Annotated in this window: 28 protein-coding genes; 7 read left to right on the top strand and 21 right to left on the bottom strand. The window is 68.5% G+C overall.

Annotation, left to right across the window (positions count from 1 at the left end):
- Positions 1 to 131 precede the first annotated feature (131 nt).
- Complete coding sequence (locus tag ACFSGJ_RS01120) at positions 132 to 602, top strand: hypothetical protein (protein WP_390258756.1); 471 nt, start codon at positions 132 to 134, stop codon at positions 600 to 602.
- Here the strand turns inward: ACFSGJ_RS01120 and ACFSGJ_RS01115 are convergent.
- From ACFSGJ_RS01115 to ACFSGJ_RS01100, 4 genes are read right to left on the bottom strand one after another with little or no spacing between them, the layout of a single operon-like run.
- Positions 590 to 1399 carry a heme ABC transporter ATP-binding protein gene (locus ACFSGJ_RS01115; protein WP_390258754.1) on the bottom strand — a complete coding sequence of 270 codons (810 nt, stop codon included), beginning with the start codon at positions 1397 to 1399 and terminating at the stop codon, positions 590 to 592. The genes ACFSGJ_RS01120 and ACFSGJ_RS01115 overlap by 13 nt on opposite strands.
- The gene (locus ACFSGJ_RS01110; RefSeq protein ID WP_390258752.1) at positions 1399 to 2466 is read right to left on the bottom strand and encodes a FecCD family ABC transporter permease; all 1068 of its coding nucleotides are present in this window, start codon (positions 2464 to 2466) and stop codon (positions 1399 to 1401) included. The genes ACFSGJ_RS01115 and ACFSGJ_RS01110 overlap by 1 nt, the downstream gene beginning before the upstream one ends.
- Entirely contained in the window at positions 2466 to 3374 is a 909-nt protein-coding gene (locus tag ACFSGJ_RS01105) for a heme/hemin ABC transporter substrate-binding protein (RefSeq protein ID WP_390258750.1), read from the bottom strand. Before ACFSGJ_RS01105 ends, ACFSGJ_RS01110 begins: the two co-directional genes overlap by 1 nt.
- Complete coding sequence (locus tag ACFSGJ_RS01100; protein ID WP_390258748.1) at positions 3371 to 4426, bottom strand: hemin-degrading factor; 1056 nt, start codon at positions 4424 to 4426, stop codon at positions 3371 to 3373. The genes ACFSGJ_RS01105 and ACFSGJ_RS01100 overlap by 4 nt, the downstream gene beginning before the upstream one ends.
- A 228-nt stretch (positions 4427 to 4654) precedes the next feature.
- Here ACFSGJ_RS01100 and ACFSGJ_RS01095 point away from each other — a divergent pair, with 228 nt between their 5' ends.
- Genes ACFSGJ_RS01095 through ACFSGJ_RS01070 form a run of 6 tightly spaced genes read left to right on the top strand, consistent with a single transcriptional unit; the run spans position 4655 to position 9807 of the window.
- Positions 4655 to 6823, top strand: coding sequence for a TonB-dependent receptor domain-containing protein (locus ACFSGJ_RS01095; protein WP_390258746.1), 2169 nt, complete (start codon positions 4655 to 4657; stop codon positions 6821 to 6823).
- Positions 6817 to 7248 (top strand): hypothetical protein, encoded by a 432-nt coding sequence (locus ACFSGJ_RS01090; RefSeq protein ID WP_390258744.1) that lies wholly within the window; start codon positions 6817 to 6819, stop codon positions 7246 to 7248. The genes ACFSGJ_RS01095 and ACFSGJ_RS01090 overlap by 7 nt, the downstream gene beginning before the upstream one ends.
- On the top strand, positions 7245 to 7919 hold the full coding sequence (locus ACFSGJ_RS01085; protein WP_390258742.1) for a MotA/TolQ/ExbB proton channel family protein: 675 nt from the start codon (positions 7245 to 7247) through the stop codon (positions 7917 to 7919). The genes ACFSGJ_RS01090 and ACFSGJ_RS01085 overlap by 4 nt, the downstream gene beginning before the upstream one ends.
- Entirely contained in the window at positions 7912 to 8289 is a 378-nt protein-coding gene (locus ACFSGJ_RS01080) for a biopolymer transporter ExbD (RefSeq protein WP_390258740.1), read from the top strand. Before ACFSGJ_RS01085 ends, ACFSGJ_RS01080 begins: the two co-directional genes overlap by 8 nt.
- 4 nt (positions 8290 to 8293) lie before the next feature.
- Entirely contained in the window at positions 8294 to 8698 is a 405-nt protein-coding gene (locus ACFSGJ_RS01075) for an ExbD/TolR family protein (protein WP_390258737.1), read from the top strand.
- Positions 8695 to 9807 carry a TonB family protein gene (locus ACFSGJ_RS01070; protein ID WP_390258735.1) on the top strand — a complete coding sequence of 371 codons (1113 nt, stop codon included), beginning with the start codon at positions 8695 to 8697 and terminating at the stop codon, positions 9805 to 9807. Before ACFSGJ_RS01075 ends, ACFSGJ_RS01070 begins: the two co-directional genes overlap by 4 nt.
- A gap of 101 nt (positions 9808 to 9908) precedes the next feature.
- Here ACFSGJ_RS01070 and ACFSGJ_RS01065 read toward each other — a convergent pair whose 3' ends face one another.
- The 17 genes from ACFSGJ_RS01065 to ACFSGJ_RS00985 form a co-directional block, all read right to left on the bottom strand.
- Positions 9909 to 10871 (bottom strand): CobW family GTP-binding protein, encoded by a 963-nt coding sequence (locus ACFSGJ_RS01065; protein ID WP_390258733.1) that lies wholly within the window; start codon positions 10869 to 10871, stop codon positions 9909 to 9911.
- Complete coding sequence (locus tag ACFSGJ_RS01060) at positions 10864 to 11157, bottom strand: hypothetical protein (protein WP_390258731.1); 294 nt, start codon at positions 11155 to 11157, stop codon at positions 10864 to 10866. The genes ACFSGJ_RS01065 and ACFSGJ_RS01060 overlap by 8 nt, the downstream gene beginning before the upstream one ends.
- Positions 11158 to 12060: a polysaccharide deacetylase family protein gene (locus ACFSGJ_RS01055; protein ID WP_390258730.1), complete on the bottom strand. Its 903-nt coding sequence runs from the start codon at positions 12058 to 12060 to the stop codon at positions 11158 to 11160.
- 11 nt (positions 12061 to 12071) lie between these two features.
- Entirely contained in the window at positions 12072 to 13529 is a 1458-nt protein-coding gene (hydA, locus tag ACFSGJ_RS01050; RefSeq protein ID WP_390258728.1) for a dihydropyrimidinase, read from the bottom strand.
- A 7-nt stretch (positions 13530 to 13536) separates the two neighbouring features.
- On the bottom strand, positions 13537 to 14475 hold the full coding sequence (locus ACFSGJ_RS01045; RefSeq protein WP_390258726.1) for an N-carbamoyl-D-amino-acid hydrolase: 939 nt from the start codon (positions 14473 to 14475) through the stop codon (positions 13537 to 13539).
- Positions 14472 to 15140: an aspartate/glutamate racemase family protein gene (locus ACFSGJ_RS01040; RefSeq protein WP_390258724.1), complete on the bottom strand. Its 669-nt coding sequence runs from the start codon at positions 15138 to 15140 to the stop codon at positions 14472 to 14474. Before ACFSGJ_RS01040 ends, ACFSGJ_RS01045 begins: the two co-directional genes overlap by 4 nt.
- On the bottom strand, positions 15140 to 15982 hold the full coding sequence (locus tag ACFSGJ_RS01035) for an ABC transporter permease (protein WP_390258723.1): 843 nt from the start codon (positions 15980 to 15982) through the stop codon (positions 15140 to 15142). Before ACFSGJ_RS01035 ends, ACFSGJ_RS01040 begins: the two co-directional genes overlap by 1 nt.
- 1 nt (position 15983) lies before the next feature.
- Positions 15984 to 16835: an ABC transporter permease gene (locus ACFSGJ_RS01030; RefSeq protein WP_390258949.1), complete on the bottom strand. Its 852-nt coding sequence runs from the start codon at positions 16833 to 16835 to the stop codon at positions 15984 to 15986.
- Between the two features lie 191 nt (positions 16836 to 17026).
- The gene (locus tag ACFSGJ_RS01025) at positions 17027 to 18310 is read right to left on the bottom strand and encodes an ABC transporter substrate-binding protein (protein WP_390258721.1); all 1284 of its coding nucleotides are present in this window, start codon (positions 18308 to 18310) and stop codon (positions 17027 to 17029) included.
- 49 nt (positions 18311 to 18359) lie between these two features.
- On the bottom strand, positions 18360 to 19364 hold the full coding sequence (locus ACFSGJ_RS01020) for an ABC transporter ATP-binding protein (protein WP_390258719.1): 1005 nt from the start codon (positions 19362 to 19364) through the stop codon (positions 18360 to 18362).
- 342 nt (positions 19365 to 19706) lie between these two features.
- Positions 19707 to 20879, bottom strand: a complete 1173-nt coding sequence (locus ACFSGJ_RS01015; RefSeq protein WP_390258717.1) for an ABC transporter substrate-binding protein — start codon at positions 20877 to 20879, stop codon at positions 19707 to 19709.
- Positions 20879 to 21856, bottom strand: a complete 978-nt coding sequence (locus tag ACFSGJ_RS01010) for a GntR family transcriptional regulator (protein WP_390258716.1) — start codon at positions 21854 to 21856, stop codon at positions 20879 to 20881. The genes ACFSGJ_RS01015 and ACFSGJ_RS01010 overlap by 1 nt, the downstream gene beginning before the upstream one ends.
- Positions 21857 to 21972: 116 nt before the next feature.
- Positions 21973 to 23064: a hypothetical protein gene (locus ACFSGJ_RS01005; protein ID WP_390258713.1), complete on the bottom strand. Its 1092-nt coding sequence runs from the start codon at positions 23062 to 23064 to the stop codon at positions 21973 to 21975.
- Positions 23065 to 23146: 82 nt separating this feature from the next.
- Positions 23147 to 23917 carry a phosphodiesterase gene (locus ACFSGJ_RS01000; RefSeq protein WP_390258711.1) on the bottom strand — a complete coding sequence of 257 codons (771 nt, stop codon included), beginning with the start codon at positions 23915 to 23917 and terminating at the stop codon, positions 23147 to 23149.
- The gene (locus ACFSGJ_RS00995; protein WP_390258709.1) at positions 23914 to 24978 is read right to left on the bottom strand and encodes a LacI family DNA-binding transcriptional regulator; all 1065 of its coding nucleotides are present in this window, start codon (positions 24976 to 24978) and stop codon (positions 23914 to 23916) included. The genes ACFSGJ_RS01000 and ACFSGJ_RS00995 overlap by 4 nt, the downstream gene beginning before the upstream one ends.
- Positions 24975 to 25778: an ABC transporter permease gene (locus ACFSGJ_RS00990; protein WP_390258707.1), complete on the bottom strand. Its 804-nt coding sequence runs from the start codon at positions 25776 to 25778 to the stop codon at positions 24975 to 24977. The genes ACFSGJ_RS00995 and ACFSGJ_RS00990 overlap by 4 nt, the downstream gene beginning before the upstream one ends.
- On the bottom strand, positions 25775 to 26611 hold the full coding sequence (locus ACFSGJ_RS00985; protein ID WP_390258705.1) for an ABC transporter permease: 837 nt from the start codon (positions 26609 to 26611) through the stop codon (positions 25775 to 25777). The genes ACFSGJ_RS00990 and ACFSGJ_RS00985 overlap by 4 nt, the downstream gene beginning before the upstream one ends.
- Positions 26612 to 26655: the final 44 nt, after the last annotated feature.

The following is a 26655-nucleotide window of genomic DNA, read 5'->3' as shown; positions in this document are numbered from 1 at the left end:
TGACCGTTTCCGGTATGTCTCCCCGCCGGGATGATAGCGAAATGGAACTTGTTGCCAAGCACATCGTTCGGTTTGGGATACATTCTTGCACGCCCGCGGCGATGCACCTGCCCCAGCCGGAGGTTCCCGTGATGAAAGCCAAAGCCCTTTCCCTGCTCGCCTGCGGTGCGTTTATGGCATTGCAGGCCCATGCCCAGTCCCCCGCGCAGACAGCCGACGCGCAGGATACCCTGCCGCTTGACGGGTTCTTCACGCAATCCGGCGACGAGATCGCCCTGACGGACGATGCCTCCTTTGCATCCGCCTGGCAGGGGCTGGAGGCGCCGGAGCGCGAGATGATCGCCGCCGATTGCACCGCCACGCTGGATGTGGGCGCCGAGGTTCCGGCGGAGGCCTCTGCCACCGGCGATGTCGCCGATCTGCCCGAGGTCGAAAGCGTCGCCCCCGACATGCAGAACGAGATGGAATCGGGCGAAGCGGCCGGAGCCACTGACCCCGAGGTCGCGACGCTCGGCCCGCAGCGCCGCGCGCTCGCCGGTCAGGACATCCCGGCAGAGACCTGGGTGGAGTTCTGCGAGGCGGTTCAGCGTCAGGCGGACTGATCGTCGCGTCTGCTTGGCTGACCCCACAGTCCATGGGGCAGCACGAATGTTGCGCCCGCGGGCGGAACGGTGTTCGCCACGACCGGGCAGCCATAGGCGGTGGCGAGCGCCGGGCCGCCGATCACCCGTGCGGGCGGGCCGGCCTGCAGCAGGCGCCCTTCATGGATCAGCCAGACCTCATCGGCGATCATCGCCGCGAGGTTGAGATCATGCAGAACCAGGACCACCCCGCCCCCTGCATCGGCAAAGCGGCGCAGCACCCGCATCACACCGATCTGGTGCGCGATATCGAGGCTCGCGACCGGCTCATCCAGGAACAGCCAGCGCGGGGCGCCGTCCAGCACCGGCTCCCATACCTGGACCCGGACGCGTGCCAGTTGAACGCGCGCCTGCTGACCGCCCGAAAGCTCCTGATACAGGCGCCCCGAAAAGCCGCGCAGGTCGACCTCATCCAGCGCCCTTGCCACCAGATCGGCGCGGCGCGCATGGGGGCCGCTGGTCAGGCCCAGCCGCACCACCTCGGCCACGGTAAAGGGAAAGGCGAGCGTGCTGGCCTGCGGCAGCACCGCGCGCCGCGCCGCAAGATCCCAGGCGGGCAGCCGCGCCACATCCTGCCCGGCGATGGCGATGCGCCCGTCATAGGGCACATCGCCCGACAAGGCGCGCAGAAGCGTCGTCTTGCCCGACCCGTTCGGCCCGATCACCACCGTCACCTGCCCCGCCCGCGCGGTCGCCTCAAGCCCGTGCAGCACCGGCGCCGTGCCCAGTCGGACGCGCAGATCCCGGATCGTCAGCATCAGAGATCCACCAGCCCGCGCCGCCGCAACAGGATCCAGAGGAAGACCGGCGCGCCGATCGCCGCCGTCACGATCCCGATCGGCAGTTCGGCGGGCGCGATCACGCTGCGCGCCGCCAGATCTGCCAGAAGCAGCAGGATCGCCCCCAGAAGCCCTGCATTGACCAGAAGGTAGCGGTGATCCGGCCCCGTGCCGAGCCGCAGCAGATGCGGCACCACGATCCCGATAAAGCCGATCCCGCCCGACACGGCGACGGCCGCGCCGGTCGCTGCCGCAACGGTCAGGATCGCGACCGACTTGACCCGCTGCACCGGCAGGCCGATGTGATGGGCTGCGGCCTCCCCCAGCGCCAGACCGTTCAGCCCGCGCGCGAGAAAGGGCGCCGCCAGCAGCGCAAGCCCCATCACCGGCCCGGCCGCCGCGATCTTGGGCCAGGACGCTCCGCCCAGCGAGCCCAGACCCCAGAAGGTCAGGTCGCGCAGCTGCCGGTCGTCGGCGACATAGACCAGAACGCCCGTTACCGCCCCGGACAGCGCCCCCAGCGCGATCCCGGCCAGAAGCATCGTCGCGACCGAGGTGCGCCCCCGCCGCGTCGACACCCGGTAAAGCACCAGCGTCGAGATCCAGCCGCCCAGAAAAGCCGCGACCGGCACCATGTACCAGCCAAGTGCCGTGGCGATCCATGCGGGCGCAAGCCCGCCCAGAACGATGGCGGTCACCGCGCCGAGCCCCGCCCCCGCGCCGACGCCCACCAGCCCCGGATCGGCCAGCGGGTTGCGAAAGAGGCCCTGCATCACCGCGCCCCCCACCGCCAGCGAGGCGCCGACCAGCATGCCCGTCAGCATCCGGGGCAGGCGGATTTCCCACAGGATCAGCCGGTCATGGGCGGGCATCGCCGCCCCGCCCAGCCAGTCGGCCACCGCCGCCCCCAGCCGCACGCCGGATGCGCCGTGCGAGAGGCTCAGCACGCAGGTCACGGCCAGCGCAACCGTCAGGATCAGCGCGACCCGCCGCGCCACCGGCGCCCGGTCGCCGGGCAGCGCCTCGAATATGTGGATCGCGACCATCAGCCATCGACCCCGTGCAGATCGGTCCCTTCGGCCACCGCGCGCAGATAGCCGTTCAGTTCCAGCGCCGCATCGCCCGTGCGCGGGCCAAAGCCCAGCAGAAAGAGCCCGTCCATGAAAACCACACGACCCCCGGCCCCGGCCGGCGTCAGCGCCAGCGCCGGATGCGCGGCGATATCGGCCAGCGTGGCACCATGTTCCTGCGCGGCCTCGTCGCTGCCCCGGTTCATCATCAGGATCAGGTCCGGTGCGGCGGCCACCGCGGCCTCATCCGTCAGGGGTTTGTAGCCCTCGATGCCGGTCACGGCGTTCTGCCCGCCCGCAAGTTCGATCATCGCCTCGGCGGAACTGCCACCACCCGCGACCAAGAGCCGCCCGCCCTGCATCGAGAGGATGAACATCACCCGCGGGCTCTGCGGCAGGGCGGCGCCCGCCTCGTGCGCCTCGGCGATCCGGGCCAGAACCTGCGTGCTCAGCACCTCGCCATCGGGTTCCATTCCCAGCGCGGTGGCGACGGTGGAGATCTTGTCCGCAACCCCATCGGGGTCAAGCGCCTGCGGCAGCATCACGATGGGGATGCCGGTGCGGTGCAGGATCTCCATCGCTTCGGGCGGGCCCGCGTCATGTTCCGCAAGGATCAGGTCCGGCGCCATGGCGATCAGGTTCTCGGGCGACAGCGCCCGGATATAGCCCACATCGGGCAGGTCCAGCACCTCGGGCGGATAGCTGGAGGTCGTGTCGCGCGCGATCAGCCGGTCCCCTGCCCCCAGCGCATGGACGATCTCGGCGACCGAACCGCCGGCTGCTATGACCCGCTGCGGCCCCTCGGCCAGCGCCGCGCCCGGCCCCAGGGCTGCCAGCGCCGCCCCAAGGGCCAGCCGCCGCAGCGAAAGCGGCAGCGCGGTCATGCGACCACCTCATCGGCAAGCCCGGCCGCGATCCGGTCCCAGGCGCCGGTGTCCGTTTCCGCCTCGGCGCGCTTGCCGAAGATCTGCAGGATCAGCCGCCCCTGATCGTCGAACCCCTCGACCGAGACGGCATCGCCGCGCCGGGTCGGTTTGCGCACCAGCCAGACCTCGGCCACCTTGTCGTTGCGCAGATGCAGGTTGAAGCGCGGATCGAGCACATTGAACCACGGACCCATCGGTTCCAGCCGCGTGACCGGGCCGGAATGGATCTGGATGCAGCCGCGATTGCCCACAAAGACCATGATCGGGATACCCGCCGCACCGGACCGGCGCAGCACCTCGGCCACCGCGTCCTGCGGAAGCTGTTGCGCCCAGGGGGCGCCGATGCTGCGATAGGCGCCCAGCCGGTCGAATTTCAGCCGGCTCGTCATTGCCAGAAACTGATGCGTATCGGTCATCGCGGCCCAGCCCTCGCGCAGGGCATCGACCTTGGCCACGTTGATGCGCAGGAGTTCGGGCGCCGCCCGGGGCGTCAGGTCAAAGGGCGCACCGTCATCAAGCGCCAGATCCCGGACCACCCCGTCCCACTCGGACAGGTCCGAGTCTTCGCCCAGATGCACCTTGTGCACCGCATCGCCGGCCGCGTCGAAGACCTGAAGGCTGCGGCGCGGGCCGCCCTCGGCCGGCCGCTCGACCGCGAAGGCATGGACCCAGTGACGCGGAAAGATCCGAAGGTCGATTTCCGGGCCAAGGATCATGGCCGCGTGATCGCCCGCGTGGAAATCCAGATAGCGCCCGCGCCGTTCATGCACGCACCAGTCGTTGCGGGTCAGGGCCATCACATCGCCCAGCCGGGCGATGGCGGGCATCAGCCGCGCGGGATCGGCCGCGATCCGGCGCAGGCGGATACCGTCATCCTGCCCCAGCGAAGCGGCCAGAAGCTGCGCCTCGGAAATACCCAGCGTTTCGGCAAGGTCGCGTTCGCGCAGCCGGGGATGTTCAGCGCGGCCCGCCTGGATACGGGCAACAAGTTCGGGGGACAAAAGGGTCATGGCTCGGGCCTCCTTGGCCGCAGGATTGCGGAGTTCTGGGGAAGCGCGCGATCCGGGATCTGGCGGGGCCGCTGGTTCAAAGGGGCCGGCTGGGAATACGGGCGCGATACTTGACGGTTTCAGTCGGGCAACCTAAAAGGCTTTCGAACCGGGATCAAGTGGGATGCCGGTCTGCGCCAGCGATTCCGCCAGCCGATTGAAGTGAAAGAAAAACGGATGGGGAACGACATGATGAAACGCATGGAACCGCGCAGACCATTGCTGGCCTGCCTTGCCACCACAGTCGCGCTTGCCGCGCTGGCAGCCGTGCCTGCCACAGCCCAGAACGTGGCCCAAAACGCGGCGCAAAACGGGGCGGCGACACAGGAAATACCGCAGGGATCACCTCTTGGGACAGGCACCTTCCTGGGCCGCCTGATCTTCGGCGCCGGGCAGCAAAAGGTGGCGATCGACACGCCGCAGGCCGTGACCGTGCTCGACCAGGAGGATCTGGATCGCGAACAGGCCTCGACCATCGGGCAGACGCTGCGCAACGTGCCGGGCGTGCAGACGGCCGGGTCGGACCGCCCGCTGGGGCAGGCCTTCAACATCCGCGGCATCGGCGCGACCGAACAGACGGCAAGCGAGGCGCGCATCATCGTCAGCGTCGACGGCGTGCCGAAGTTCTTCGAGCAATACCGGCTCGGCTCGTTCTTCTCGGAGCCCGAGCTTTACCGGCGGGTCGAGGTGCTGCGCGGCCCCGGCTCGGCCACGCTCTATGGCTCGGGCGCGATCGGCGGCGCGATCAATTTCGAGACCAAGGACGCAAGCGATTTCATCCCCGAGGGCGGCACCGGCGCGCTGCGGCTCAAGTTCGGATATGAAACGAACGGCAATGGCCGCATGGGATCGGCCATCTATGCGGTGCGCCCGACCGAGGGGTCGGAATTCCTGGCATGGCTCGGCTATCGCGAGGCGGACGCCTATAGCGACGGCGCCGGCAACCGCATCACGGGGACCGAGTTCTCGGCCCCCTCGGCGCTGCTCAAGGGCACGTTCGGGCTGCCGGGCGAACAGACGCTGCGCCTGTCCTGGCAGCGGTTCTACAGCGATGAAAACGGCGCGTCGCTGTCACAGACAGGCGGCGGCAACGCCATCAACAACGTCTTCGGCATCGTCGACCGAGAGGTCCGCGACGACACGTTCAACATCGAATGGCAGGCCGGGGGCGACACGCTCTTCAACCCGCGCGTCCAGTTCGCCTATTCCGACACGACGGTCAATCAGGAGAATGCGCGCAGTTCGATCACCGGCCTGCCGCAGCCCTGTTTTTCGACGCCGTCGAACAACAACGTCTTCTGCGACGTGACCTATGCCTATCGCACCGCGATGCTGAAGGTCGAGAATACGTCGGAATTCTCGGGCGCGGGCTGGGACAACTTCCTCACCTTCGGGATGCAGGCGACCCGGCAGGAACGCATCGCCGACAGCGCCGGGCCGCTCGGCTTTCATCCGGAAGGGACGGATACCAAGTTCGGGCTTTACGCGCAGTCCGAATTCGTGCTCGGCGACCGCCTGACCCTGATCCCCGGCGCGCGGATCGACTTTGCCCGGCGCAGCGCGGGTGACGACATCCCCGGGGGCCAAAGCGTCAATGACCGGGCGACGGCGATCACGCTCGCCGCGCTTTACCGCGTGACGGACGATCTTTCGGTCTTCGGCTCGATCGCGCGGACCGAACGGCTGCCGACCCTGGACGAGCTTTATTCCTGGTCCGGGACCAAGGCCGCCGCCCTCGATCTCGAAAACGAAGAGGCCACGAACTATGAGGCCGGGATCGCCTGGTCGCGCGACGGGCTTCTGACCGTCAATGACAGCCTGCAACTCAAGGCGACGCTCTTCCGCAACCGGATCGACAACCTGATCACCACCACCCCGACCGCCGACACCGTGTACTACCGCAACATCGCGCGGGCCGAGTTCGAGGGCGCCGAGCTTGAGGCGGGCTATGACGCCGAGAGCTTCTTTGGCCGCCTCGCCTGGTCGCGGGTGCGTGGCACGGACCGCGATTACGACTACACGCTCTCGACCACGCCCGCCGATACGCTGGCGCTGACGCTCGGCGCCCGCCTGCCCGACCAGGGGCTGGAGGCCGGCTGGCGCGGCACCTTCGTCGACGGGATCACAACGGCCAGCCGCAGCACCGCGACCGGCGCGATCACCGAAACCGACTGGTCGGCCTACACGCTCCACGATCTCTACGTGACCTGGCGTCCGCAGGACGGGGCGCTGCGCGGGTTCGAGGTGCAGCTCGCCGCCGAGAACATCACCGACGAAGACTACCAGAACAACCTCTCGCTCGATCGCGGGCGGGGGCGGACCTACAAACTCAGTCTTGCAAGGGCAATCACATGGTAAGAGCCGCGCTCATCGCCACCATTCTCACCGTGGCGGGGCTTCCCGCCGCAGCACAGGAGGCCGCCCCGGCAGGGCGGCTCTCGCTCGATCTCAATCGCGCGGATCAGGAAGGGACGGCCTGCCGGCTGACCTTCGTGGCGGCGAACGACTACACATCGCTTTCCTCGCTCGTGCTGGAAACGGTGCTGTTCGATCAGGCGGGACGGGTGGCGGCGCTGAGCTTGTTCGACTTCGGCGATCTGCCGCAGGGCCATCGCCGGGTGCGCCAGTTCGACGTGGCGGGCGCGGACTGCGCGGCGCTCGACCAGCTTCTGGTGAATGGCGTCGCAAGCTGCTCGGCGGCGGATGAACCCGCCGACGCCCGGGCCTGTGCCGCAGCGCTCGACCTGACGGGCAGCGCAGAGGGACTGGAGGTCGCACAATGATTCATCTGCAACAGGCGCAGGACGCGCTTCTGGGGTTTCTCGATCTCGGCGGCTGGGTGGTCGGCGTCATCCTCGCGCTGTCGGTCCTGTCGGGGGCGGTGGTGATCGCCAAACTCGTGCAGTTCCGCGCCGCCGGTGTCGGCCGCCACGGCGCGCTGATTGCCGCGCTGGACGCATCCGACCGGGGCGCCCGGTCCCGGGCCATCGCGCTGGCCGACTCCGCGCCCTCGCATCTCGGCCCTGTTCTGGCGCGGGCGCTGCAGACCGGCGCCGGGCGCGACCGGCTTTACACGCTGGCCGAGGGGCGGCTCGCGCGGCTCGACTTCGGGTTCCGTCTGCTTGATACGGTCGCGCAGATCGCCCCGCTTCTGGGCCTTTTCGGCACGGTTCTGGGCATGATCGACGCCTTTCGCGCGATGCAGGAGGCCGGGCAGGACGTCGACCCCTCGGTTCTGGCGGGGGGCATCTGGGTCGCGCTGATGACGACGGCGGCGGGGCTCGCGGTGGCGATGCCGGTCACGGCGATCCTGGCCTGGTTCGAGGGCCGGATGACCGGCGAGCGCCGCATGGCCGAGATGGTGATCGAGGGCGCGCTGTCCCCGGACGCCGACGCCACGCTGCCCGATGACCGCCCGGTCGCCGGACGCGCGCGCGGGGCCGCCCATGCCTAGGCTTGCGGCGCCCCTGCGGCGGCGGCGGCTTGCGCTCACCTCGCTCATCGACGTGATCTTTCTGCTGCTTCTGTTCTTCATGCTGTCCTCGACCTTCACCCGCTATGGCGACATGCCCTTCATGGCCGCAGCCTCGGGCGTCATGGCCGAGCCGGCCGAGCCGCCCGCCTTTTTGCGGGTGATGCCCGACCGGATCGTGCTGAACGTGACGGACCTGGCGCTGCCGGACTTGGCCGCAGCACTGGGGGCGCTTGATACGCCGCTCGTCCTCGTGGCGCCGTCGGACGATGTGACCGCGCAGCGGCTGGTCGATGTTCTGGCGGCGGCGCAGGGCGTGCCGGGCGTCCGGCTGCGCGTTATCGGAGGATAATTCGATGGCCGGACGTCTTGCCCCCGCCACCCCGCGAAACCGGGCCGAACCGACGATCGCACTGATCAACGTCGTGTTCCTGATGCTCGTGTTCTTTCTGGTCGCCGGCCAGATCGCGCGCCCGACCGACCGGGACATGCGTCTGGTCGAGGCCGATCTCGCCTCGGCCCGCGTGCCCGACGATGCGCTGCTGATCCGCGCCGATGGCACCACGCTCTGGCGCGGCGAGGAAACCGCGCCCGAGGATTTCGCCGCCGCCCAGCCGCCCGGGACCGGCGACGACCGCGTTATGCGGCTTTTGCCCGACCGCGACCTGCCCGCGCGGGACCTGATCGCCATCGCGGGGGCCCTGCGTGCGGCGGGCGCGACCGAGGTGCGGCTGATTACCGAACGGGGGCTATCCGAATGACACGTCGCCTGATCCTCGGGGCCACCGCCCTTGCCGTTTCCGGCGCCCTGCACGGGGTCGGGCTTGCCATATCGGTGCCCCCGCCGGCGACGGTCCAGATCGACGGCGGCGCGCAGGGTGTCGAGGCCGCCCTTGGCGATGCGTTCGAGGATTTCGCCCAGGGCACCCTGCCGCAGGAACAGCCCGCCGAACCGGCCGTAACCGCGCCCCTGACCGCGCCTGTGACCCCCCCGGTCACGCCCGCGCCGATGCCCGATGTCACCGCCGTGCAGCCGCAGACACTGACGCAGACACAGCCGCAGGCCCCGGTTCAGCCCGTCGCGCCGGCCGAGACCTCCCGACAGGCGGCCGACCCGGCACCCGCGCCCGAGATGCTTGCAGCCCTCAGCCCCGAATTGCAGTCCCGCCCCGTCACCCCCGTGACCCCCGTGGCCCCCGCGGCGCAAGCACCGCTGCTCACGCCCGTCGCACCGGCTGACCCCCTCCAAGCCGAAGCCCCGGACCCCGAACCACAGGTGCCGGTCGAACCGGAACCGCAGCTTGCCGAAGAGCCGCCGGAACCCCCTGAACCGGCGCCGGAAGAGGCCCCCGAAGAGGTCGAGATCGCGGAAGAGCCGCCCGAACCGACAGCCGCGCCCGAAACCTCGGCCCGGCCCGAGGCCCGCCCGGAAACGCGGCCCGAGCCGCAACGCCAGCCCGAACCCACCCGCACCGCCCAACCTCAACCCGCCCAACCGGTCGGCAATGCGACGGTCGATGCAAGGCGCGGCAGCAGCGCGGGGCAGGAAGGTGCACCCGATGCCGCCCAGGGCCAGGTCGCCGGCCAGGCGAGCGAGGCGGGCAATGCCGCCGCCTCGAACTATCCCGGCGAGGTTCTGCGCAAGATCACGCGCCTGCGCCGGCCCTCGACATCGGGGCGGGGCACCGTTCTGGTGGCGTTCAGCGTGTCCGGCTCGGGGGCGCTGGCGCAACTCTCGGTGGTTCAGTCCTCGGGCTCCGACGCACTCGACCGGGCCGCACTCGACCATATCCAGCGGGCCGCGCCCTTCCCGCCACCACCGCCGGGGGCGCAGACCTCGTTCAGCTTTGAATTCGTCGGGCGGTCGTGACCGTCACCTCGGCATCATTACGGACAGGCTGAACCAGCGCCCGGCCACGAGGGCAACGAATTCTTGCGGTTTTCTGACAGGACGGCCGGACCGACACCGCGTCAGATCCGCGTGAACCGGTCAAGCGAGCGTTGCAGATCGCCCGCCACACAGCCTCGACCCAGCACGACGATCTGGCCTTCGTACCTGTCCGAGGCAATCGCCTCCCCCGGCTGGTCTGGCGGCAGGACCTCGGGCGGCTGCACCTCGCGCCGGACGGTCTGGATCAGCAGGCGCCCCGCCGGCGTGGGCACCACACCCTTGATCCGCACGAGGTCATCGCCCCACGCATGAAGCAGCGCCGATAACCACAGGCTGAACGCCGCCCAATCCGCACCATCGACCGTGACTTGCATCGCCGAAACCGGCCCGGCCTCGTCCGCAAGGGGGGGCAGCGGCGCAACCGCGACACCCGCCGCAGGCTCGGGCAGCGGCAATGGCACACCATGTTCCGCCGCCTCGGGCGTCACGGCGGGGTTGAGGCTGCGCAGATCCGCCAGCACCTGCGCCAGCGCCAAGGGGTCCAGCCCCGCGACGCGCGACAGGATCAGCCGGTCTGCCGCCGCCACCTGCGCCCGGCCCAACGGCTCTGCCCGCAGCTGCGCGGGGGCATGGCGCGCATCGACCATCACCACGATTTCATGCAGCAGCAGATGATGCGCCAGAACCGGATCGGCCCGGATCGCCGCCACGATCGCCCCTGGATCGGCAAGGCCGCTCGTCTCCAGGATCAGCGCATCGGGGCGGGCGGCGTCCGGCGCCACCCAGGCGTCGCAGAGCCCGCGCAGTGCCGCGATCAGCGCGGCGCGCCCTTCGCAGCAGGCACAACCGCCGGCCAGCACCGTCACGCCCGCCGCGCGCCCCAGAAGCCCGTCATCGACCGGAAGGCCCGCAGCCTCGTTCACGATCACATGCAGGCGGGCGCCCGAGTGATGAAGCAGATGGCGCAGCCAGGTCGTCTTGCCCGCGCCGAGATAGCCCCCCAGAACCGTCAGCCGCAGCCGCCGTCCGGCCCGGTCAGCCACCCTCTGTCCCCGCAAGGTCGAGCGGGTCGAACGGGCGGCCCAGCATCGCCTCGACCGCCGGCCATATCTCGGGCACGGCACCCACGATCTGCGCGCCCCCCGAGAGGCGCGCGATCTGCACGCCCGCGGTCTGGCCGTCGTCATGGGCGGTCAGCCCCTGCCCCCGCAGCACCTCGCGCAGGATCTGCGCCCGGCGGAACCGCGCCCGCATCCGGTCACCCGGCCCTTCCAGGCCCGCCTCGGTCCAGATCCCGGGCCGCGCCGGAAATCCGCAGGCCGTGCACATTCAGATCACCTCGGGCCGGGTTTTGGCCTCAAAGGGATAGCGGGCGCGGAAATCCTCGGCCATCTCCTCGAACGGCATCCAGACGACGCCCTCATGGCCGTTGATGTAGTCGATCAGCCGTTCGAGCATCAAAAGCACCTGCGGGCGGCCCGACACATCGGGGTGGATGGTGATCGGAAAGACGCCGTACTCCATCTCGCGGTAGACCCAGTCGAACTGGTCGCGCCACATCTGCTCGATATCGCGGGGGTTCACGAAGCCGTGGCTGTTGGGCGATTTCTTGATGAACATCATCGGCGGCAGGTCATCCACATACCAGTTCGCCGCGATCTCCACGAGGTCGATCTCATGCCCGTGCTTCAGGGGCTTCATCCAGCTTTCGGCCGGGCCGGAATAATCGATGGTCGTCCATTCATCGCCCACCCGCGCGTAATGGGGCTGGAAATCCCGGTAGCCTTGGCTGTGATCGTATCGGAACCCGTATTTCTGCAAAAGCGAGGCGGTGACATTCGACATTTCCCACCAGGGCGCGACATAGCCCCGGGGCGCCTTGCCGGTCAGCCCCTCGATCAGCTCGATCGACTTCACCAGCACCGCCTCTTCCTGCGAAGGGGTCATCGCCACGGGGTTTTCGTGCAGATAGCCATGGGCGCCGACCTCATGCCCTGCATCGACGATCATCCGCATCTGGTCGGGAAAGGTTTCCAGCGAATGGCCGGGGATGAAAAAGCTGGTGCGCAGGTCGTATTTCCGGAACAGCCGCAGCAGGCGCGGAATGCCCACCTCGGAGGCGAAAATCCCGCGCTGGATGTCCGAGGGGCTGTCGCCCCCTCCATAGGATCCGATCCAGCCGGCGACGGAGTCGATGTCGGTCCCGAAGGCGCAGATGATCTTTTTCGTCATGGCGTTTCCTCTCACACTCCGATCGGCATGTGCTCCTGCGCGCGGTTGACGGGGCGCGGCGCGACAAGCTCTTTCCAGGTGGCATAGGCGCGGGATACCGCCGGAAAGGCCGGGCGCGCCACATGCTGCCCACGGCCGGGCTGCGGGCTGCTGCCCCGGCCTGCGTCCCAGACCACCGCCCCGCGCGACAGGGTGTAACGCGGCAGGCCCGTCACCTTGTGCCCCTCGAAGACGTTGTAGTCGATGACCGACTTCTGGCCAGCCGCCGTGATGGTTTTCGAGGCTTTCGGATCCCACACCACCAGATCAGCGTCCGAGCCGGGCAGGATCGCCCCCTTGCGCGGATAGATGTTCAGGATCTGCGCGATGTTGGTCGAGGTGACGGCGACGAACTCGTTCATCGTGATCCGACCTGTGCCCACCCCGTTATGCCACAAAAGGGACATGCGGTCCTCCAGCCCGCCGGTGCCATTGGGGATGCGGGTGAAATCCCCCCGGCCAAGCTGTTTCTGCGCGAGCGTGAAGGCGCAGTGATCGGTCGCCACCACCTGCAGCGATCCCGCGACCAGCCCGGCCCAGAGGCTTTCCTGATGGCGCTTGTCGCGAAAGGGCGGCGACATGACACGTTGGGCAGCGAAATCCCAGTCGGGGCTGGCATAGACGCTGTCATCCAGCAGCAGGTGCTGGATCAACGGCTCGCCATAGACCCGCTGGCCGACCTGACGCGCGCGGCGGATCGCCTCATGCGCCTCTTCGCTGGAGGTGTGGACGATATAGACCGGTACCCCCGCCGCATCGGCTATCATGATCGCGCGGTTCGTCGCCTCGCCCTCGACCGCGGGCGGGCGGGAATAGCTGTGTCCCTCGGGCCCCGTCACGCCATCGGTCAGGTATTTCTGCTGCAACGCCGCCACAAGGTCGCCGTTTTCCGCATGGACCAGCGGCAGCGCCCCAAGCTGGGCACAGCGGGTGAAGGAGGCGAACATCTCGTCATCATTCACCATCAGCGCGCCTTTATAGGCCATGAAGTGCTTGAAGCTGTTCACCCCGCGCGCGACGACCTGTTCCATGTCGCCGAAGATCTGCTCCGACCAGCCGGTAACGGACATGTGGAAGCCATAGTCGCAGCTTGCCTGCCGCGCCGCGCGTTCGGCCCAAAGGTCCAGCGCCGGCAACATGCCGTCCGGGCCGGGGATCACGAAATCGACCACCATCGTCGTACCACCCGAGACGGCGGCAAAGGTGCCGCTTTCCCAGGTCTCGGCGGTGGTGGTGCCCATGAAGGGCATCTCCAGATGGGTGTGGGGGTCGATGCCGCCGGGCAGGACATAGGCGCCTTCGGCGTCGATCACCCGGTCGCCCGACAGGCCGGGGCCGATGGCGGCGATGGTGTCGCCCTCGATCAGGATGTCGGCGGCATAGCTGCGGTCGGCGGCGACGATGGTGCCGCCCTTGATGACGGTGCTCATGGAAACCTCACTCGGATGGGGGGATGGCGCCGGTGCGCTCGACGATCAGCCGGTAGTGTTCGGGGCGGCGGTGGCGGGCGAAATCGAAGATCGTGGTCTTGTAGGTATTGCCCATGTCGAGGTCGCAGCGCGCGGTGATCACCTCATCCTCGACCGTGCAGGCCATCGCGACGATCTCGCCCGAGGGGGCGACGATCACGCTCTGGCCGCCCATGCGCGACCCTTCCTCGTTGCCGCATTTGGCGGTGCCCACGACCCATGTCGCGTTCTGATAGGCGCCCGCCTGCATCGACAGGTGGTTGTGGAACAGGGTCAGGCTGTCCATGCACTGGTTGTTGCCGTGGTCAAAGGGCGTGTTGTAGCCCAGCATCACCATCTCGACCCCCTGCAGACCCATGACGCGATAGGTTTCGGGCCAGCGGCGGTCGTTGCAGATCGCCATGCCCATCACCCCGCCAAAGCCGCGAAAGACCGGAAAGCCCAGGTCGCCCGGTTCGAAATAGCGCTTCTCCAGATGCTCGAACTGCCGCCCGCCCAGGGGTTCGGCGGTGCCTGGCAGATGGACCTTGCGGTATTTGCCGACGATCCGCCCCGTCGCATCGACGATGATCGAGGTGTTGAACCGCCGCTTGACGCCCCCCTCCACCACCAGTTCCGCATAGCCAAGGTAGAAGCCGATCCCGAGCCTTGCCGCCTCATCGAACAGGGGCTGCGTCGCCGCCGAGGGCATCTCGGTCTCGTAAAAGCTGTCCAGCTCGGCCTCATCCTCGATCAGCCAGCGCGGGAAAAAGGTGGTGAGCGCGAGTTCGGGGAAAACGACAAGTTCGCAGCCCCGGCCCTTGGCCTCCTGCATCATGGCGATCAGGCGGCGCACCGTATCGGTGCGGGTCTCACTGCGCGCGATGGGGCCCATCTGCGCGCTTGCCGTCAAAAGGTAACGTGTCATGCTGTTCCTGTCTGCCTCAGTTGCACAAGTGCCGCGGCAAGCCCCGTTGCCGCCGCCACCCCGTCGATCACCGGAACGCCGTGTTCCGCCGTCAGCCCGGGGGCCAGATCGGCCATGCCCGCGCAGCCCAGAACGATGGCGCCCGGCGCATCCTCGGCCAGCGCGCGGGCCAGTTCCGCCGAGACCCGCGCCCGCGCGCCCGATCCCGGGTCCTCCAGTTCCAGCACCGCCACCCCGCTTGCCCGGACCCCGGAACAGCGGTCGGCCAGCCCGTAGCGCCGGATGTTCCCCGCCACCCCGGGCACGGACCCGGCCAGCGTCGTCACCACGCCGAACCGATGCCCCATAAGGGCCGCCGCGTGAAACCCCGCCTGCCCGATGCCCAGCACCGGGATGCGTAGCGCCGCGCGCAGATCGGTAAGCCCGGGATCGTCAAAGCAGCCGATCACAACCGCATCCGCCCCGCTTGCCTCGGCCGCCAGCGCCTCGGCCAGCAGATGCGGCACCGCTGCCTCGGCATCCTCCGGTCCCTGAATGGCGGGCGGGCTGCCGGCGCAGGTGCGGGCCTCGATCTCGACGCCCGGACCGGCGGCGGCGCGCGCGGCGGCGGCCATCTTGGCCGTCATCGAAACGGTCGAATTCGGGTTGATCAGGGCGATCCGCATCACGCGACACCCTTGCCCGCATCCGAGGCCCTGCGCGCCCGCCGCCGCTGCACCGTCAGCGCGACGATCAGGAACACCGCGATGATCCCGAAGGAAAACAGCGTCGTCAGCGTTCCCAGCGCGTAAAGCACCGGCGACGTTACGTTGGTCGTCATCCCGAAGATCTCCAGCGGCAGGGTATTGCGGCTGCCCGCCGTCAGCAGGGTGCGCGCGAATTCGTCATAGCTCAGCGTGAAACCGAACAGCGCCACCCCTATCAGCGACGGCGCGATCAGCGGCAGCACCACATGGCGGAACACCTGCCAGGTATTCGCGCCCTGGTCCCGCGCGGCCTCTTCATAGGCGCCGTTGAAGCGGTTGAAGACGGCGAGCATGATCAGGAACCCGAAGGGCAGCGTCCATGTCAGCTGCGCGCCAAAGCCGGAACTTGCCCAGTGGATCCGCCATCCCGCCTGGCTGAAGATCAGCCCGACCCCCAGCGACACGAGGATCGACGGGATCACGAGGCTGGCAAGGATCAGGTAAAAGAGCACCGTCGCCCCCGGAAACCGCCGCCGGAACGCCATGCCCGCCATCACCGAAAAGACCACCGTGACGGCCATCACCATCAGCCCCAGCAGCAGGCTGCGGCGGAACGCGCCCCAGATGTCGCCCACCGCCTGCTGCCGGAAAAGCTGGTCGAACCAATGGAGCGACACGCCCCGCATCGGAAAGGTCAGCCCGCCCTGCGGCCCCTGAAAGCTCAGGATGCCGATGGTGAAGGTGGGGCCATAAAGGAAGATCAGAAAGAGGACGAAGAAGGCCCCGAGGATATAGAACGAAAGCGGTCGTTTCTCGTCCATCTCAAAGCTCCTTCCGGATATCGACGAAGCGCAGCATGATCGCGATGGTGATCAGCACGGTGGCCAGCAGCACCACCGCCGTCGCCGCGGCCGAGGGGTATTGCAAAAGCCCGATGTCGTTGGAAATCAGCCGCCCCACATTCGCGGTCTGCGACCCGGACATGAAGCGCACCGTGATGAAATCGCCCATCACCAGCGCCACGACAAAGATCGACCCGATCATGATCCCCGGCTTGGTCAGCGGGATGACGATATTGGTCAGGATCTGGAACCCGGAGGCGCCCCCGTCCCGCGCCGCCTCGATAAGCGACTTGTCGATGCGCATCATCGTGTTGAAGATCGGCACCACCATGAACAGCGTGTAAAGGTGGACGAAGGCCAGCGTGACGGCAAAGTTGGAAAAGAGCAGCCATTCGAGCGGCTGATCCACGATTCCCATCGAGATCAGCGCCTGATTGGCCAGCCCGTTGCGCCCCAGGAACGGCACCCAGGAAATCATGCGGATGATGTTCGAGGTCCAGAACGGGATCGTGCAGAGCAGGAACAGCGCGATCTGCCAGGTCTGGCTGCGGATGTGAAAGGCGAGGAAATAGGCCACCGTGAACCCGATCACCAGCGTCAGCGCCCATGTGGTTCCGGCAAAGATGAAGGTCTGCAGGAACACGCGCCAGGTGACGGCGGAGCCAAACAGGTAGCGGTAATTCTCGAACTCGAAGGCCGGGTAGATCGAATATTCGGTCGCGCCCCAGAAACTGACGATCACGATCATCACGATCGGCAGCAGCAGAAAGAAGGCAAGCACCGCCGTCACCGGCAGCGCCAGAAGCCAGCTGCGCAGCGCAGGCAGGGCCATCAGACGCGCCAGCGCCGCCCGCCGGTCATCATGGGTCCTGTCATGGGTGGCGCCCGCATGGGGCGGGGCGCCGGCCGCGGTTGTCGGGGGGCTGGTATGGGGGGACATCGCGCATCCTTGTCCGCGGGGCGGTCTGCTGATGGCTGGCGGCGCGGATACGGCCCCGCGCCGCCGGTCGTTATATCTTCCGCTCAGGCGGCGATGAACTCATTCCACTTGCGGACCATGTACTGGTTTTCGTCCATCACGGCGTTCCAGCAGGCGACATGGCCCATCCGGTCATAGAAGGACCCGCCGTCGCGCACCGCGCCCGCCTGTTCCAGCACCTGGCCTTGCGGGCTGACGATCTCTTCGGTGGCGGGCTTGCCCTCGAACCAATAACCCCACTCGTTCTCGCTCATGAACTCGCGCGAGGTTTCGGGCACGGCGGAGTAATAGCCCTGCCGCATCAGGAAGGCACCCGTCCAGCCCGACAGATACCAGTTGATGTAGTCATAGGCCGCATCGAGCTCCATTCCCGACAGGCCGGCCGAAAGACCGATGCCGCCGCCCCAGCTGCGATACCCCTCGCGCAGCGGCTGATAGACACATTCCACCCCGCGCGACCGGACGGCGGTGATGGCCGGCGACCACATCGACTGGATCACCACCTCGCCCGAGGCCATGAGGTTCACGCTCTCGTCGAAGGTTTTCCAGAAGCTGCGGAACTGGCCCGCCCGCTTGGCCTCGGTAAAGATCGCGATGGTCCGGTCGATCTCTTCGCGGGTCATGTTGCCCTTGTCGGCATATTGCACCTCGCCCATCGCCTCGCAGACCATGGCCATGTCCATGATCCCGATGGAGGAAATGTCGAGGATCGACGCCTTGCCGCGGAATTCGGGGTTTAGAAGCTCGGCCCAGCTCTCGATCGGGCGGCCGATCAGGTCGGGGCGGATGCCCAGCGTGTCGGCGTTGTAGATCGTGGGGATCAGCGTCATCCACCCCGATTGTTCGTCTACGAAGGTGGTCGAGCCCGGCCCGTCCACAAAGCCCACGGTATGCGGCGCGGTGCCCTGGGCGATGGTGCTTTCGGGCGTCAAGCGGCCGTCCTTGAAGATGCCGACGATCTGGTCGTAGCGCTCGATCCGCGACACGTCCATCGCCTGAAGGTTGCCGGTGGGCCAGACCTTCTTGCAGATCCAGTATTCGATATCGGCGATGTCATAGCTGCCGGGCTGGGTCGCGGCCCGCTGGGTCGCCGCGTCGCTGTCGAGCGCGGTCATTTCCAGCGTGAAGCCCAGGTCTTCCTTCACCTTCTGGGCGATCTCGTTCAGGTTCGACACGCCCGTGCCCACCTGCCGCAGGGTGATGTTCTGGATGTTCTGCGCCCAGATCATCGGCGCGCCCAAGGTCGAGGCAGCGCTTGCCGCACCCACCGCGGCGGCGCCCTTGAGCATGGCGCGGCGGCTCAGTCCCTTTCCCTTCGTCTCGGTCATTTTCTCTCTCCTGTTGGCGGGGCGTTGGCCCTCATGTTCAGGGCGCCGTTCAGGCGTCCAGCTGATGCAGATCGGCGTCATGCCAGCCCACGCGCACGGCATGGCCGGGCTCCACCGGGGCTGCGAAAAAGCTCTCTTCGGGCAGCATGGCGGTCAGTTCCGCATCGCCCGGCCCGATCAGGCCCACCGCGACATGCGTGCCGAGGAATTCATAGGATGTGACGGTCGCGTCGATCCCGTCGGATATCCCCGGCAGCGCGCCTGCCCCGGGCACGACCAGCCGCGTGCGGTCGGCGCGCAGGGCATGGCGTCGCCCGCCGAGCGCGATCACGTTATGCCCCCCCATGAACCGCGCGACGAACTCGCTTTTCGGGGCGTTGAACACCTCGCGCGCGGTTCCGGCCTGTTCGATCACCGCGTTGTTCATGATGACGATCTGGTCGGCCAGCGCCAGCGCCTCGTCCTGGCCATGGGTGACATGGATGAAGGTGATCCCCAGTTCACGCTGCAACCGCTTGAGTTCGGTCCGCATCCGCGTCCGCAGGAACGGGTCGAGCGCCGAAAGCGGTTCATCGAGGAGCAGCACCTGCGGGTCGGTGATCAGCGCCCGTGCCAGCGCCGCGCGCTGTTGCTGGCCGCCCGAAAGCTGGGCCGGCAGGCGTTGTGCCAGATGCGACATGCCCACCAGTTCCAGCAACTCGCCCGCGCGCCGGTGGCGGGTCGCCCGGTCCGTCCCCTTCATCTTGAGGCTGAAGGCCACGTTGTCGAGCACCGTCATATGCGGGAAGAGCGCGTAGCTCTGAAACATCATCGCCGTGCCGCGCCGGGCGGGCGGCAGGTGCGAGATGTCGCGCCCGTCAAGCAGGATCGCGCCGTCGCTGACCCCTTCATGCCCCGCGATCATCCGCAGGGTCGAGGATTTGCCGCAGCCCGATGGCCCCAGAAGGCAGACGTATTTCCCCGCGGGGAAAAGGTGGCTGACCGCGTTGACGGCCACGGCGTCCCCATAGCGCTTGGTCACGGATACGAGTTCGAGGTCGAGCAGAGAGCGCACCGCCGGTCTCCTCTGGGCTGCGGTCAGGTCGCCCCAGTTGCACCCGCCCCGCCCGCGATCCAAAGCGGGGATGGCGCGGCGGGCACAATCATTCCGCCATCTTTCCCCGGTGTGGCGAATTTTGACCGTCCTGCGGGACATATGCGTGTTTTTTGGACGCATAATTCATAACGGTCGCTTGAGCTGGCCAATCGTTGATTCGAACGCCGACGCAAAAGCAGGAGCCGTGCAGGGCATGAACCTTCTTCTGCTCAAAATAGCCGCGCGAAAGGCGGGCCGGCAGGCACCAGAGGCCTGTGCACCGTAAATCCTAGTGGATTCTGGATACGGCTGTACAGTTATCTACCCGATGAACGCGCGCCAGCGCCGTGCCACATGGGCGTGTTCGTCCATGAAGCTGTTCCAGACCCGGGCGCTCGACATCCGTTCGCGGTGGGAACCACCCTCGCGCCGGTGGCCTTCGGGGATCGAGATCACGCCATGGGGGTCCGTCAGAGGGCGCGCCGCCGGCTGCCCGTCATACCAGTAGTCCCATTCCTCGGGCGCCAGATGGTCGCGGATGGCGCCCGGAAAGGTCGCGTAATAGCCCTGCCGCGCGACACAGGCCGCCGCCCAGCCGCCCTGCCACCAGTTCAGATAGGCATAGGCCGCGTCCAGCATCTCTCCGCTCGCGGCGGCCGAGATGCAGAGATCCGCATGCCAGCCCCGGCACCCTTCCTGCGGGGTCGAGACGATGGCCGGCACGCCAAGCGCACGCAGCCGTGCGGCGCCGGGGGAAAACATGCTCTGCGCGATCACGTCGCCGCGCTGCATCACGCGAACGGCGTCGTCGAACTGCGACCAGGGCGGGCGGAAATGGCCGGTCTTCTTCTTGTGGACCAGCAGGTCGATGATCGCATCGACCTCTTCGATGCTCAGGTTGCCGATATCGTCGAACGAGGTGCCAAGGGTGGCCTCGGCCGCCAGCGCCGCCTCGATCATGCCCAGAACCGGGTCGGCGATCAGCGCCACCTGCCCCGCCCAGCGACTGTCGAGCAGAAAGCCCCAGCTGTCGGCCTCGCCGGGGCGCAGCCTGTCCTGCAGCGCGGGCAGATAGACGAAACTGTCCACCCCGTGCATCACCGGCAGCATGGTCAGCCGGTCGCCGGGCGCGCGCCCCGGGCTGCCATCGGGCTGCACGAAAAGCTTGTCGAAGACCGTGCCGATCACCTGCGCGCTGCCCGTCCGGGACAGGGCCGCCGCCCGGATATCGGCGGCGATGGCGATCCGGTCCAGTTCGATCGGCTGCACGCAGCGGGCGGTCCAGATCAGGTCGATCGTGTGCCACTGGTGATAGACGTCAAAGCTTTCGGGCCGGGTGACGACGCGCTGCAGGACCTCGCTGTCGTCGATCACCTCGAATTCGATCGGCAGGCCCAGGTCCTTCTGCACCCGCTCGCGGATCGGGGCGATGACCAGTTCGCTCCGGCCGATGACACGCAGGGGGCGCGGAATGGAGCGGGACATGTTGCGCATCAGAGGCTCCGGCTCAGGTAGGGGGCGGGGGGCGGCGGCGCAAAGACCGACAGCACCTTGAGCCGGGCGCGCGTGCGCTGGTGATCGGCCTCCAGATGGTGCGCCAGCGCCCCCGCCGCCCCGGCCGCATCGCCGGCGATCAGGTGGTCGAGCACCAGCCGGTGTTCCAGCAGCATCGGCTGTTCCCGGTGTCGCGCCACATGGGTCGCAAAGAGATGGTTGACGATCTGCGACACCTGCAACCCCCGCAGCGCCAGCGCAAGACGCTGGTTCGGCTGGCGCATCAGGCAGGTCTCGTGCAGGTCGGCCTCATGCCGGGCGATGGCCGCGGGGCGCAGCGGATCTTCGCGATCGAGGTCCCCCTCGATCCGCGCGCGCATCGCCGCCAGTTCCGCCGGCGCCAGCCGTGCCGCCGACCGTCGCAGCGCCGCCGGTTCCAGCAGCACCCGGATTTCGTGCAGGTCGTCCAGCATCCGCGCGCTCAGCGGCCCCGCCATCCAGTGCGAGGCGCGATCCTTGACGATCAGCCCCCGTTCATGCAGCCGCGCCAGAACCTCACGCGTCACGGTCCGGCTGACGGAAAAATGCGCCCCCATCGCCGCCTCGGAGATCTGGCAGACGCCGAAGGGAATCGCCTCCAGCACATCGGCCTCGACCCGCTCCAGTATCCGTTCCCAGCCCGCGCGGACCAGCGGCGCGGGGCCGGTCTGCGGCAGGTCGAGGTCCAGAAGGTGAAGGTTCGTCCGGACCTCCTGCGGCGGGGCGTCGCCCACCAGATAGCCGCGCCCTTGGTCGCGGCGGATTACGCCCTCGGCCGCGAGCATTTCGAGCGCGCGCCGGGCGGGCGAGCGGCTTACCCCCAGCCGGTCGGCCACCGCCGCCGCGAAAAGCCGCGTGCCGGGCGGCAGCACCCCGTCGTCGATATTGCGCTTGAGGGCTTGCCTTACGACCTCGTAATAGGCTGATTGCGTCGTCACCCTGCCCCCGGTCCAAGCCTGCCGGGGCAGTCTAGCGCGCAGGACGCGCCTTCGGCAATCGGCAAGACATACGGCGCGGCGGGCTTCCGCAAGGGCGGAGCACCAAGGCCAGGGCGTCAGAGATCCGCGCGCCAGAAGCGATAGCGCCCCTGCCCCGTCACCTCGCGCACAAGACCGCGCGCCTCGAACCATGTGATGTTGCGCTGGACCGCCGCGCGGCTCGCGCCGGTCAGATGCTCGGCCATCGGTGCGGAAAGATGCGGCCAGCTGGCAAAGGCATCGAGCAGGCGGCGCGGCGTCCGCCCCGAGAGGGTCGCCGTCACCTCCTCGGCGCGGCGGCGCCAGACCTCCAGCCGGTCGAGTTCCCGCATGGCGGCAAGGGTCGCGGTGACATGGCCGTCATACCAGCGCGCCAGCCGGTCGGTGATCCCACCACTCCCTGCCCCAGCGCCCATCCCTGCCCCGCGCAATCCCGCCGCCCCGCCAAGCGCAAGCGGTGCAAAGACCGCCCCGCCCGTGCATTCGGCGGTGGCGAGCCGGGCGGCGGTCACGGCGGGCTCCAGCGCGCCCTCGCCGGGCAGGCCCGCCACCGGCCAGAGGTGAAACCCCATCGCCGCCCGCGTGATCGGGTGCAGGTCCGCGCCCAGGTCCATCGAGGCTGCCCATGCGGCCACCCGGTCGGCCAGCGGTTCCGGCACCCCCTGTCCGGGGTCGACGTGGTCGGGGGGCTGGGCGGGGTCGTGGCGGCCCAGAAACTCGGCCAGCCCGGCCTCGGGCCCCGGGCCGCCGGTCAGCCGCCGCACCGCCCAGCCCAGCCGCGACAGCGCCAGCGCATCGTCCTGCACGCCCGAAAGCCGCAGCGCGAGCCAGAGCGCCATCCGGTCCGGTCCCACCCGGTCGCCGGACAACCAGCTGAGTTCCGCCGCCTCGCGCAGGGCCAGACGATGCCGCCAGCCCGACGGCCCCCGCATCAGCCGGTCGTCGAGCGCACCGAGCCGCGCGGCCGCACGGGCAAGTGCGGGCGCCAGCGCCGCCTCGGCCCGGCCCCATTCCGCGACCAGCGCCCCCTCGGCAGGTCCCGCGCGCGGCAGGGGCGGCAGCAGCGGGCCGCCGGGTGGTTCATCCTCGGGCGGGCCGGGCAGGAACCAGAGATCGGCCTCGCCGGTCTCTTCCTCGTCCTCGTCCATGCTGCCGTCCGGATGCTGCATCGTTCCCGCCTGACCTGACCCCGTGGCCAGTATGGCCCGTCGCGCGCGGGGGCGCCAGCCTGCCTGCACGGGTCGAAAAAAGTCAGGCCCGAAGGTCGCGGGTGGGGAAGTCGTGGAAATGCACCGCAGCCCCTTCGTCGCCGATCACAAAGACCGCATAGGCCGGGGGTTCGGGGACGCTCGCGAACCGGTCCTCGAACTGAAAGGCGGTCTGGTGGCAGGTGCTGCGCAGGGTCGTGACCGGTATCCCGTACCACTGCCCGGCCGAGGGGCGGTGCACATGCCCCGCCGCAATATGGGCGATTCTGCCGTGCCGCTGCGCCAGCGAGAGCAGCGCCGCGCGCGACGGCGCATCGAGCCGCACCCGGTCCAGCGCGGGCATCCCCAGCGCCATCGGCGGGTGATGCAGGAAGAGCCATACCGGCCCCGGCGCCGAGGCCATCCAGCCGTCCAGCACCGACAGGCGCGCAGCGCAAAGATGCCCCTCGACAGCGCCCGTCTGCAGCGTATCCGCAAGGATCACCCGGCCGCCCGGCCCGTCCCAGACCGATTGCGCAAAGCCCGCCCCGTCGGCCGCCCCGGGGTGACGCGCCAGAACCTCGGCCCGGTCGTCATGGTTGCCCAGCGTCAGGCGGAACGGCACGCGCAGCCGCGCCAGTTCGGCATCCAGAATGTCATAGGCGCCCGGCTCGCCGTTATTGGCCAGATCGCCGGTCAGCACCACAAGATCGGCATCCGCGTGATGGGCGTTGATATCGTCGATACAGTCCCGCAGCCGCGCCGCCGGGTCGATGCCCAGGATGCGCCCGCCCGCGGGCACCAGATGGAGATCGGTGATCTGGATCAGCTTCATGGCGTTCCTTTCAGCAGGGTGGTCGCGCGAGCGACAAAGGGCGCGGGCAGCGTGAGGGCAAGCGGGGGTGCCGCGGGCTCGGCCTGCCGCCGGTCCAGCAGCCGGATCGCCGCCGCCGCCATGGCCGCCGGGTCCTGCCGGAAGCTCGACAGGTCATAGGCGCCCCAGCGGGATTCCGGCAGATCGTCGAACCCGATCACCGACAGATCGCGGGGAATGGTGCGCCCCGCGCGGCGCAGCCGGTCGATCAGGCCAAAGGCCATCAGGTCGTTCACGCAAAAGACCGCATCCGTGTCGCGCGGAAGGTCCACCGCCGCCGCATGGCCCCCCGCATGATCGCTGTCCGGCCCCCGCAGATGCGTCACCCCGAGCCCCAGATCGCGGGCGGCTGCAAGGAAGGCGGTCTCTCTTTCCCGCAGCGTCGGCGTGTCCGAGGCCGAGCCGATCAGCGCCAGATGCCGGCGCCCTTCCTGCGCAAAGAGCGCGGCAGCCCGGGCCGCAGCCCCCGCCCCGTCGATGCGCAGCGTGTCGCAGCCGGGCTCATCCCGGCCGATCACCACCAGCGCCTGCCCGTTCTGGCGCGCGGCCTCGACGAAATCGGCGGGGGGCGATCCGGAAAGCACGATCGTCGCCTCGGCCCGGTGACCAAAGAGGATCGCGCGGGCGGCCTCCATCTCGGCGGGGCTGCGGCCGGTGTTCACCAGGACCGGCACCGATCCGCGCCGGATCAGCGCCTGCGACAGCGCCGCCACCAGATAGGCGCGAAAGCCAAGTTCCGGGTTCGTGACCACAAGGCCCACCAGCCGGCTGCGGCTGGCCAGAAGACCGCGCGCCAGATCGTTGACCTGATAGCCGAGTGCGGCCGCAGCCTCGAGCACGCGCCGGCGGGTTTCGGGCGCGATGCTGGCCCCCGGCGTGAAACAGCGCGATACGGCCGAGCGTGACACCCCCGCCCGCCGCGCCACGTCCTGCGCGCTGACAAAGCGGGGGCCCGACCCTTGGGCCGTCAGCGTCGCGGCGGCGGGATCATCGCGGATGTCGTCCCGGGGATCGTCGGTCATTTGCCGATCCGCGCCAGAACATCCGCCCGCAGGAACCGTTCGACCACCAGCATGAAGAGGATCGAGGGCACCAGCAGAACCACCGCCGCGATCGAGGCGATCTGATAGTTCCCGCCCGCCCCCGCGGTATAAAGCATCAGGGGCAGCATCGCGACATCGGGCGCGCCGACGAAATAGCTCCCCGTGAATTCATCGAGCGATTCCAGAAAGACGAAGATCGCCGAGGCCATCAGCCCCGGCAGCGCCAGCGGCAGCGTCACGTCACGGAAGGCGCGGAACGGGCCCGCGCCCACCGATCGCGCGGCCTCTTCCAGATCGCGGCCCACGGCGGCAAAGGCGGCGGTCGCGATCCAGACCGCAAAGACCAGCCCATGTGTCGTATGCACCAGCACCACGCCCGCAATCGTTCCGTTCAGCCCGACCTGATAGAAGAGCCGCGCAATGTTCACATAGACCGGCAGGTTCGGGAAGGCCTGCGGCAGAAGGAACGCGATCAGGATCAGCGCGCGTGCGGGCAAAGGCAGCCGCGCCAACGCGTAACCCGCTGGAATGGCAAGTGAAAGTGACAGGGTGACGGTCAGGCACGCGACCAGAACGCTGTTTCTCAGCGCCTCCCAGGTATTTCCCCGCGGGGAAAAGACCCGCTCCCAGTAGCTGAAGCCCCATTGCGTCGGCAGGGCATTGGGCCAGAACCAGCGCTCGGCCACCGTCCAGAGCAAAAGGTTCAGAAGCGGGCCGAAGATCACGAAGGCGAGCCCGCCCAGGATCAGCGCGCGCGGCAGCCACCAGAGCGCCCTCATGACCGGTCCCTCAGGCTGAGGCGCAGGTAGATCGCGGCAAAGGCGGCCGTCATCAGCAGCGACACGACCCCAAGCGCATTCGCCACGCCGTAATCGCCATAGGCGTTCAGCCGGAATGCGATGTTCGCGGTCAACATGGTCGGCGACTGCGCGTTGATCATCAGCGGCACCGACAGGACGGACATCATCGTGACGAAGGACAGGATCAGCCCGGTCAGCAGCGCGCGCCCGACCTGCGGCACCACGATCTGCCACAGGATGCGCAGCCGCCCCGCACCAAGGTTGCGCGCGGCCTCGATCGTGCCCCGGTCCAGCGAGGCCATCGCCCCCGACAAGAGCAGCGCCACGAAGGGCGTCTGTTTCCAGACGAAGGCAAAGACGATCCCGCGCCAGTCGAGCCAGCTTGACGCCGTGACCGGATCGACCGCGCCGATCCAGCCGAGCGCGCCGTTCATCATCCCGTTCTTGGCAAGGAAAGTGCGCAGCACCTGGCCCGTCACGATGAACGGAATGAAGAGCGGCCAGCGGTAAAGCCAGCGCAGGATCGCGACCGCGCGCGGGTTTTCCCCCAGCGTCAGGTATCCGCCGATGGCGATGGCCAGCACGCCGATCAGCACGGTCGAAAGCCCGGTGATGAGCAGCGTGAGGAGGATGTCGCGACGGTAGAGCGTCCAGGCCTTGGCGAAATTCTCGAGCCCCCGCCCCTCGGCCGTGGCAAAGGCCCCGGTCACCGAAAAGGCAAGCGGCAGCGCAAAGAACAGAAGGATCGTCGCCAGCGCCGGCAGCACCAGAAGAAGGCCGGGCAGATGGCGGGGAATACGGAACGGGGTCATTGGTTGATCCGGAAGGGGGCGCCGCCGGGTCGCGGCGCCCCTGC

The sequence above is a fragment of the Halodurantibacterium flavum genome, from assembly GCF_042681825.1.
GTDB classification, from domain to species: Bacteria; Pseudomonadota; Alphaproteobacteria; order Rhodobacterales; family Rhodobacteraceae; genus Halodurantibacterium; species Halodurantibacterium flavum.
This window is presented reverse-complemented; position numbering and strand designations above follow the sequence as displayed.

What these genes read in the sequence shown, in the direction of transcription:
- ACFSGJ_RS01120 (WP_390258756.1), top strand. Translation starts at nt 132, where the DNA reads ATGAAAGCCAAAGCCCTTTCCCTGCTCGCCTGCGGTGCGTTTATGGCA.
- ACFSGJ_RS01115 (WP_390258754.1), bottom strand. Translation starts at nt 1,399, where the DNA reads ATGCTGACGATCCGGGATCTGCGCGTCCGACTGGGCACGGCGCCGGTG.
- ACFSGJ_RS01110 (WP_390258752.1), bottom strand. Translation starts at nt 2,466, where the DNA reads ATGGTCGCGATCCACATATTCGAGGCGCTGCCCGGCGACCGGGCGCCG.
- ACFSGJ_RS01105 (WP_390258750.1), bottom strand. Translation starts at nt 3,374, where the DNA reads ATGACCGCGCTGCCGCTTTCGCTGCGGCGGCTGGCCCTTGGGGCGGCG.
- ACFSGJ_RS01100 (WP_390258748.1), bottom strand. Translation starts at nt 4,426, where the DNA reads ATGACCCTTTTGTCCCCCGAACTTGTTGCCCGTATCCAGGCGGGCCGC.
- ACFSGJ_RS01095 (WP_390258746.1), top strand. Translation starts at nt 4,655, where the DNA reads ATGATGAAACGCATGGAACCGCGCAGACCATTGCTGGCCTGCCTTGCC.
- ACFSGJ_RS01090 (WP_390258744.1), top strand. Translation starts at nt 6,817, where the DNA reads ATGGTAAGAGCCGCGCTCATCGCCACCATTCTCACCGTGGCGGGGCTT.
- ACFSGJ_RS01085 (WP_390258742.1), top strand. Translation starts at nt 7,245, where the DNA reads ATGATTCATCTGCAACAGGCGCAGGACGCGCTTCTGGGGTTTCTCGAT.
- ACFSGJ_RS01080 (WP_390258740.1), top strand. Translation starts at nt 7,912, where the DNA reads ATGCCTAGGCTTGCGGCGCCCCTGCGGCGGCGGCGGCTTGCGCTCACC.
- ACFSGJ_RS01075 (WP_390258737.1), top strand. Translation starts at nt 8,294, where the DNA reads ATGGCCGGACGTCTTGCCCCCGCCACCCCGCGAAACCGGGCCGAACCG.
- ACFSGJ_RS01070 (WP_390258735.1), top strand. Translation starts at nt 8,695, where the DNA reads ATGACACGTCGCCTGATCCTCGGGGCCACCGCCCTTGCCGTTTCCGGC.
- ACFSGJ_RS01060 (WP_390258731.1), bottom strand. Translation starts at nt 11,157, where the DNA reads ATGTGCACGGCCTGCGGATTTCCGGCGCGGCCCGGGATCTGGACCGAG.
- ACFSGJ_RS01055 (WP_390258730.1), bottom strand. Translation starts at nt 12,060, where the DNA reads ATGACGAAAAAGATCATCTGCGCCTTCGGGACCGACATCGACTCCGTC.
- hydA (WP_390258728.1), bottom strand. Translation starts at nt 13,529, where the DNA reads ATGAGCACCGTCATCAAGGGCGGCACCATCGTCGCCGCCGACCGCAGC.
- ACFSGJ_RS01045 (WP_390258726.1), bottom strand. Translation starts at nt 14,475, where the DNA reads ATGACACGTTACCTTTTGACGGCAAGCGCGCAGATGGGCCCCATCGCG.
- ACFSGJ_RS01040 (WP_390258724.1), bottom strand. Translation starts at nt 15,140, where the DNA reads ATGCGGATCGCCCTGATCAACCCGAATTCGACCGTTTCGATGACGGCC.
- ACFSGJ_RS01035 (WP_390258723.1), bottom strand. Translation starts at nt 15,982, where the DNA reads ATGGACGAGAAACGACCGCTTTCGTTCTATATCCTCGGGGCCTTCTTC.
- ACFSGJ_RS01030 (WP_390258949.1), bottom strand. Translation starts at nt 16,835, where the DNA reads ATGGCCCTGCCTGCGCTGCGCAGCTGGCTTCTGGCGCTGCCGGTGACG.
- ACFSGJ_RS01025 (WP_390258721.1), bottom strand. Translation starts at nt 18,310, where the DNA reads ATGACCGAGACGAAGGGAAAGGGACTGAGCCGCCGCGCCATGCTCAAG.
- ACFSGJ_RS01015 (WP_390258717.1), bottom strand. Translation starts at nt 20,879, where the DNA reads ATGCGCAACATGTCCCGCTCCATTCCGCGCCCCCTGCGTGTCATCGGC.
- ACFSGJ_RS01005 (WP_390258713.1), bottom strand. Translation starts at nt 23,064, where the DNA reads ATGCAGCATCCGGACGGCAGCATGGACGAGGACGAGGAAGAGACCGGC.
- ACFSGJ_RS01000 (WP_390258711.1), bottom strand. Translation starts at nt 23,917, where the DNA reads ATGAAGCTGATCCAGATCACCGATCTCCATCTGGTGCCCGCGGGCGGG.
- ACFSGJ_RS00995 (WP_390258709.1), bottom strand. Translation starts at nt 24,978, where the DNA reads ATGACCGACGATCCCCGGGACGACATCCGCGATGATCCCGCCGCCGCG.
- ACFSGJ_RS00990 (WP_390258707.1), bottom strand. Translation starts at nt 25,778, where the DNA reads ATGAGGGCGCTCTGGTGGCTGCCGCGCGCGCTGATCCTGGGCGGGCTC.
- ACFSGJ_RS00985 (WP_390258705.1), bottom strand. Translation starts at nt 26,611, where the DNA reads ATGACCCCGTTCCGTATTCCCCGCCATCTGCCCGGCCTTCTTCTGGTG.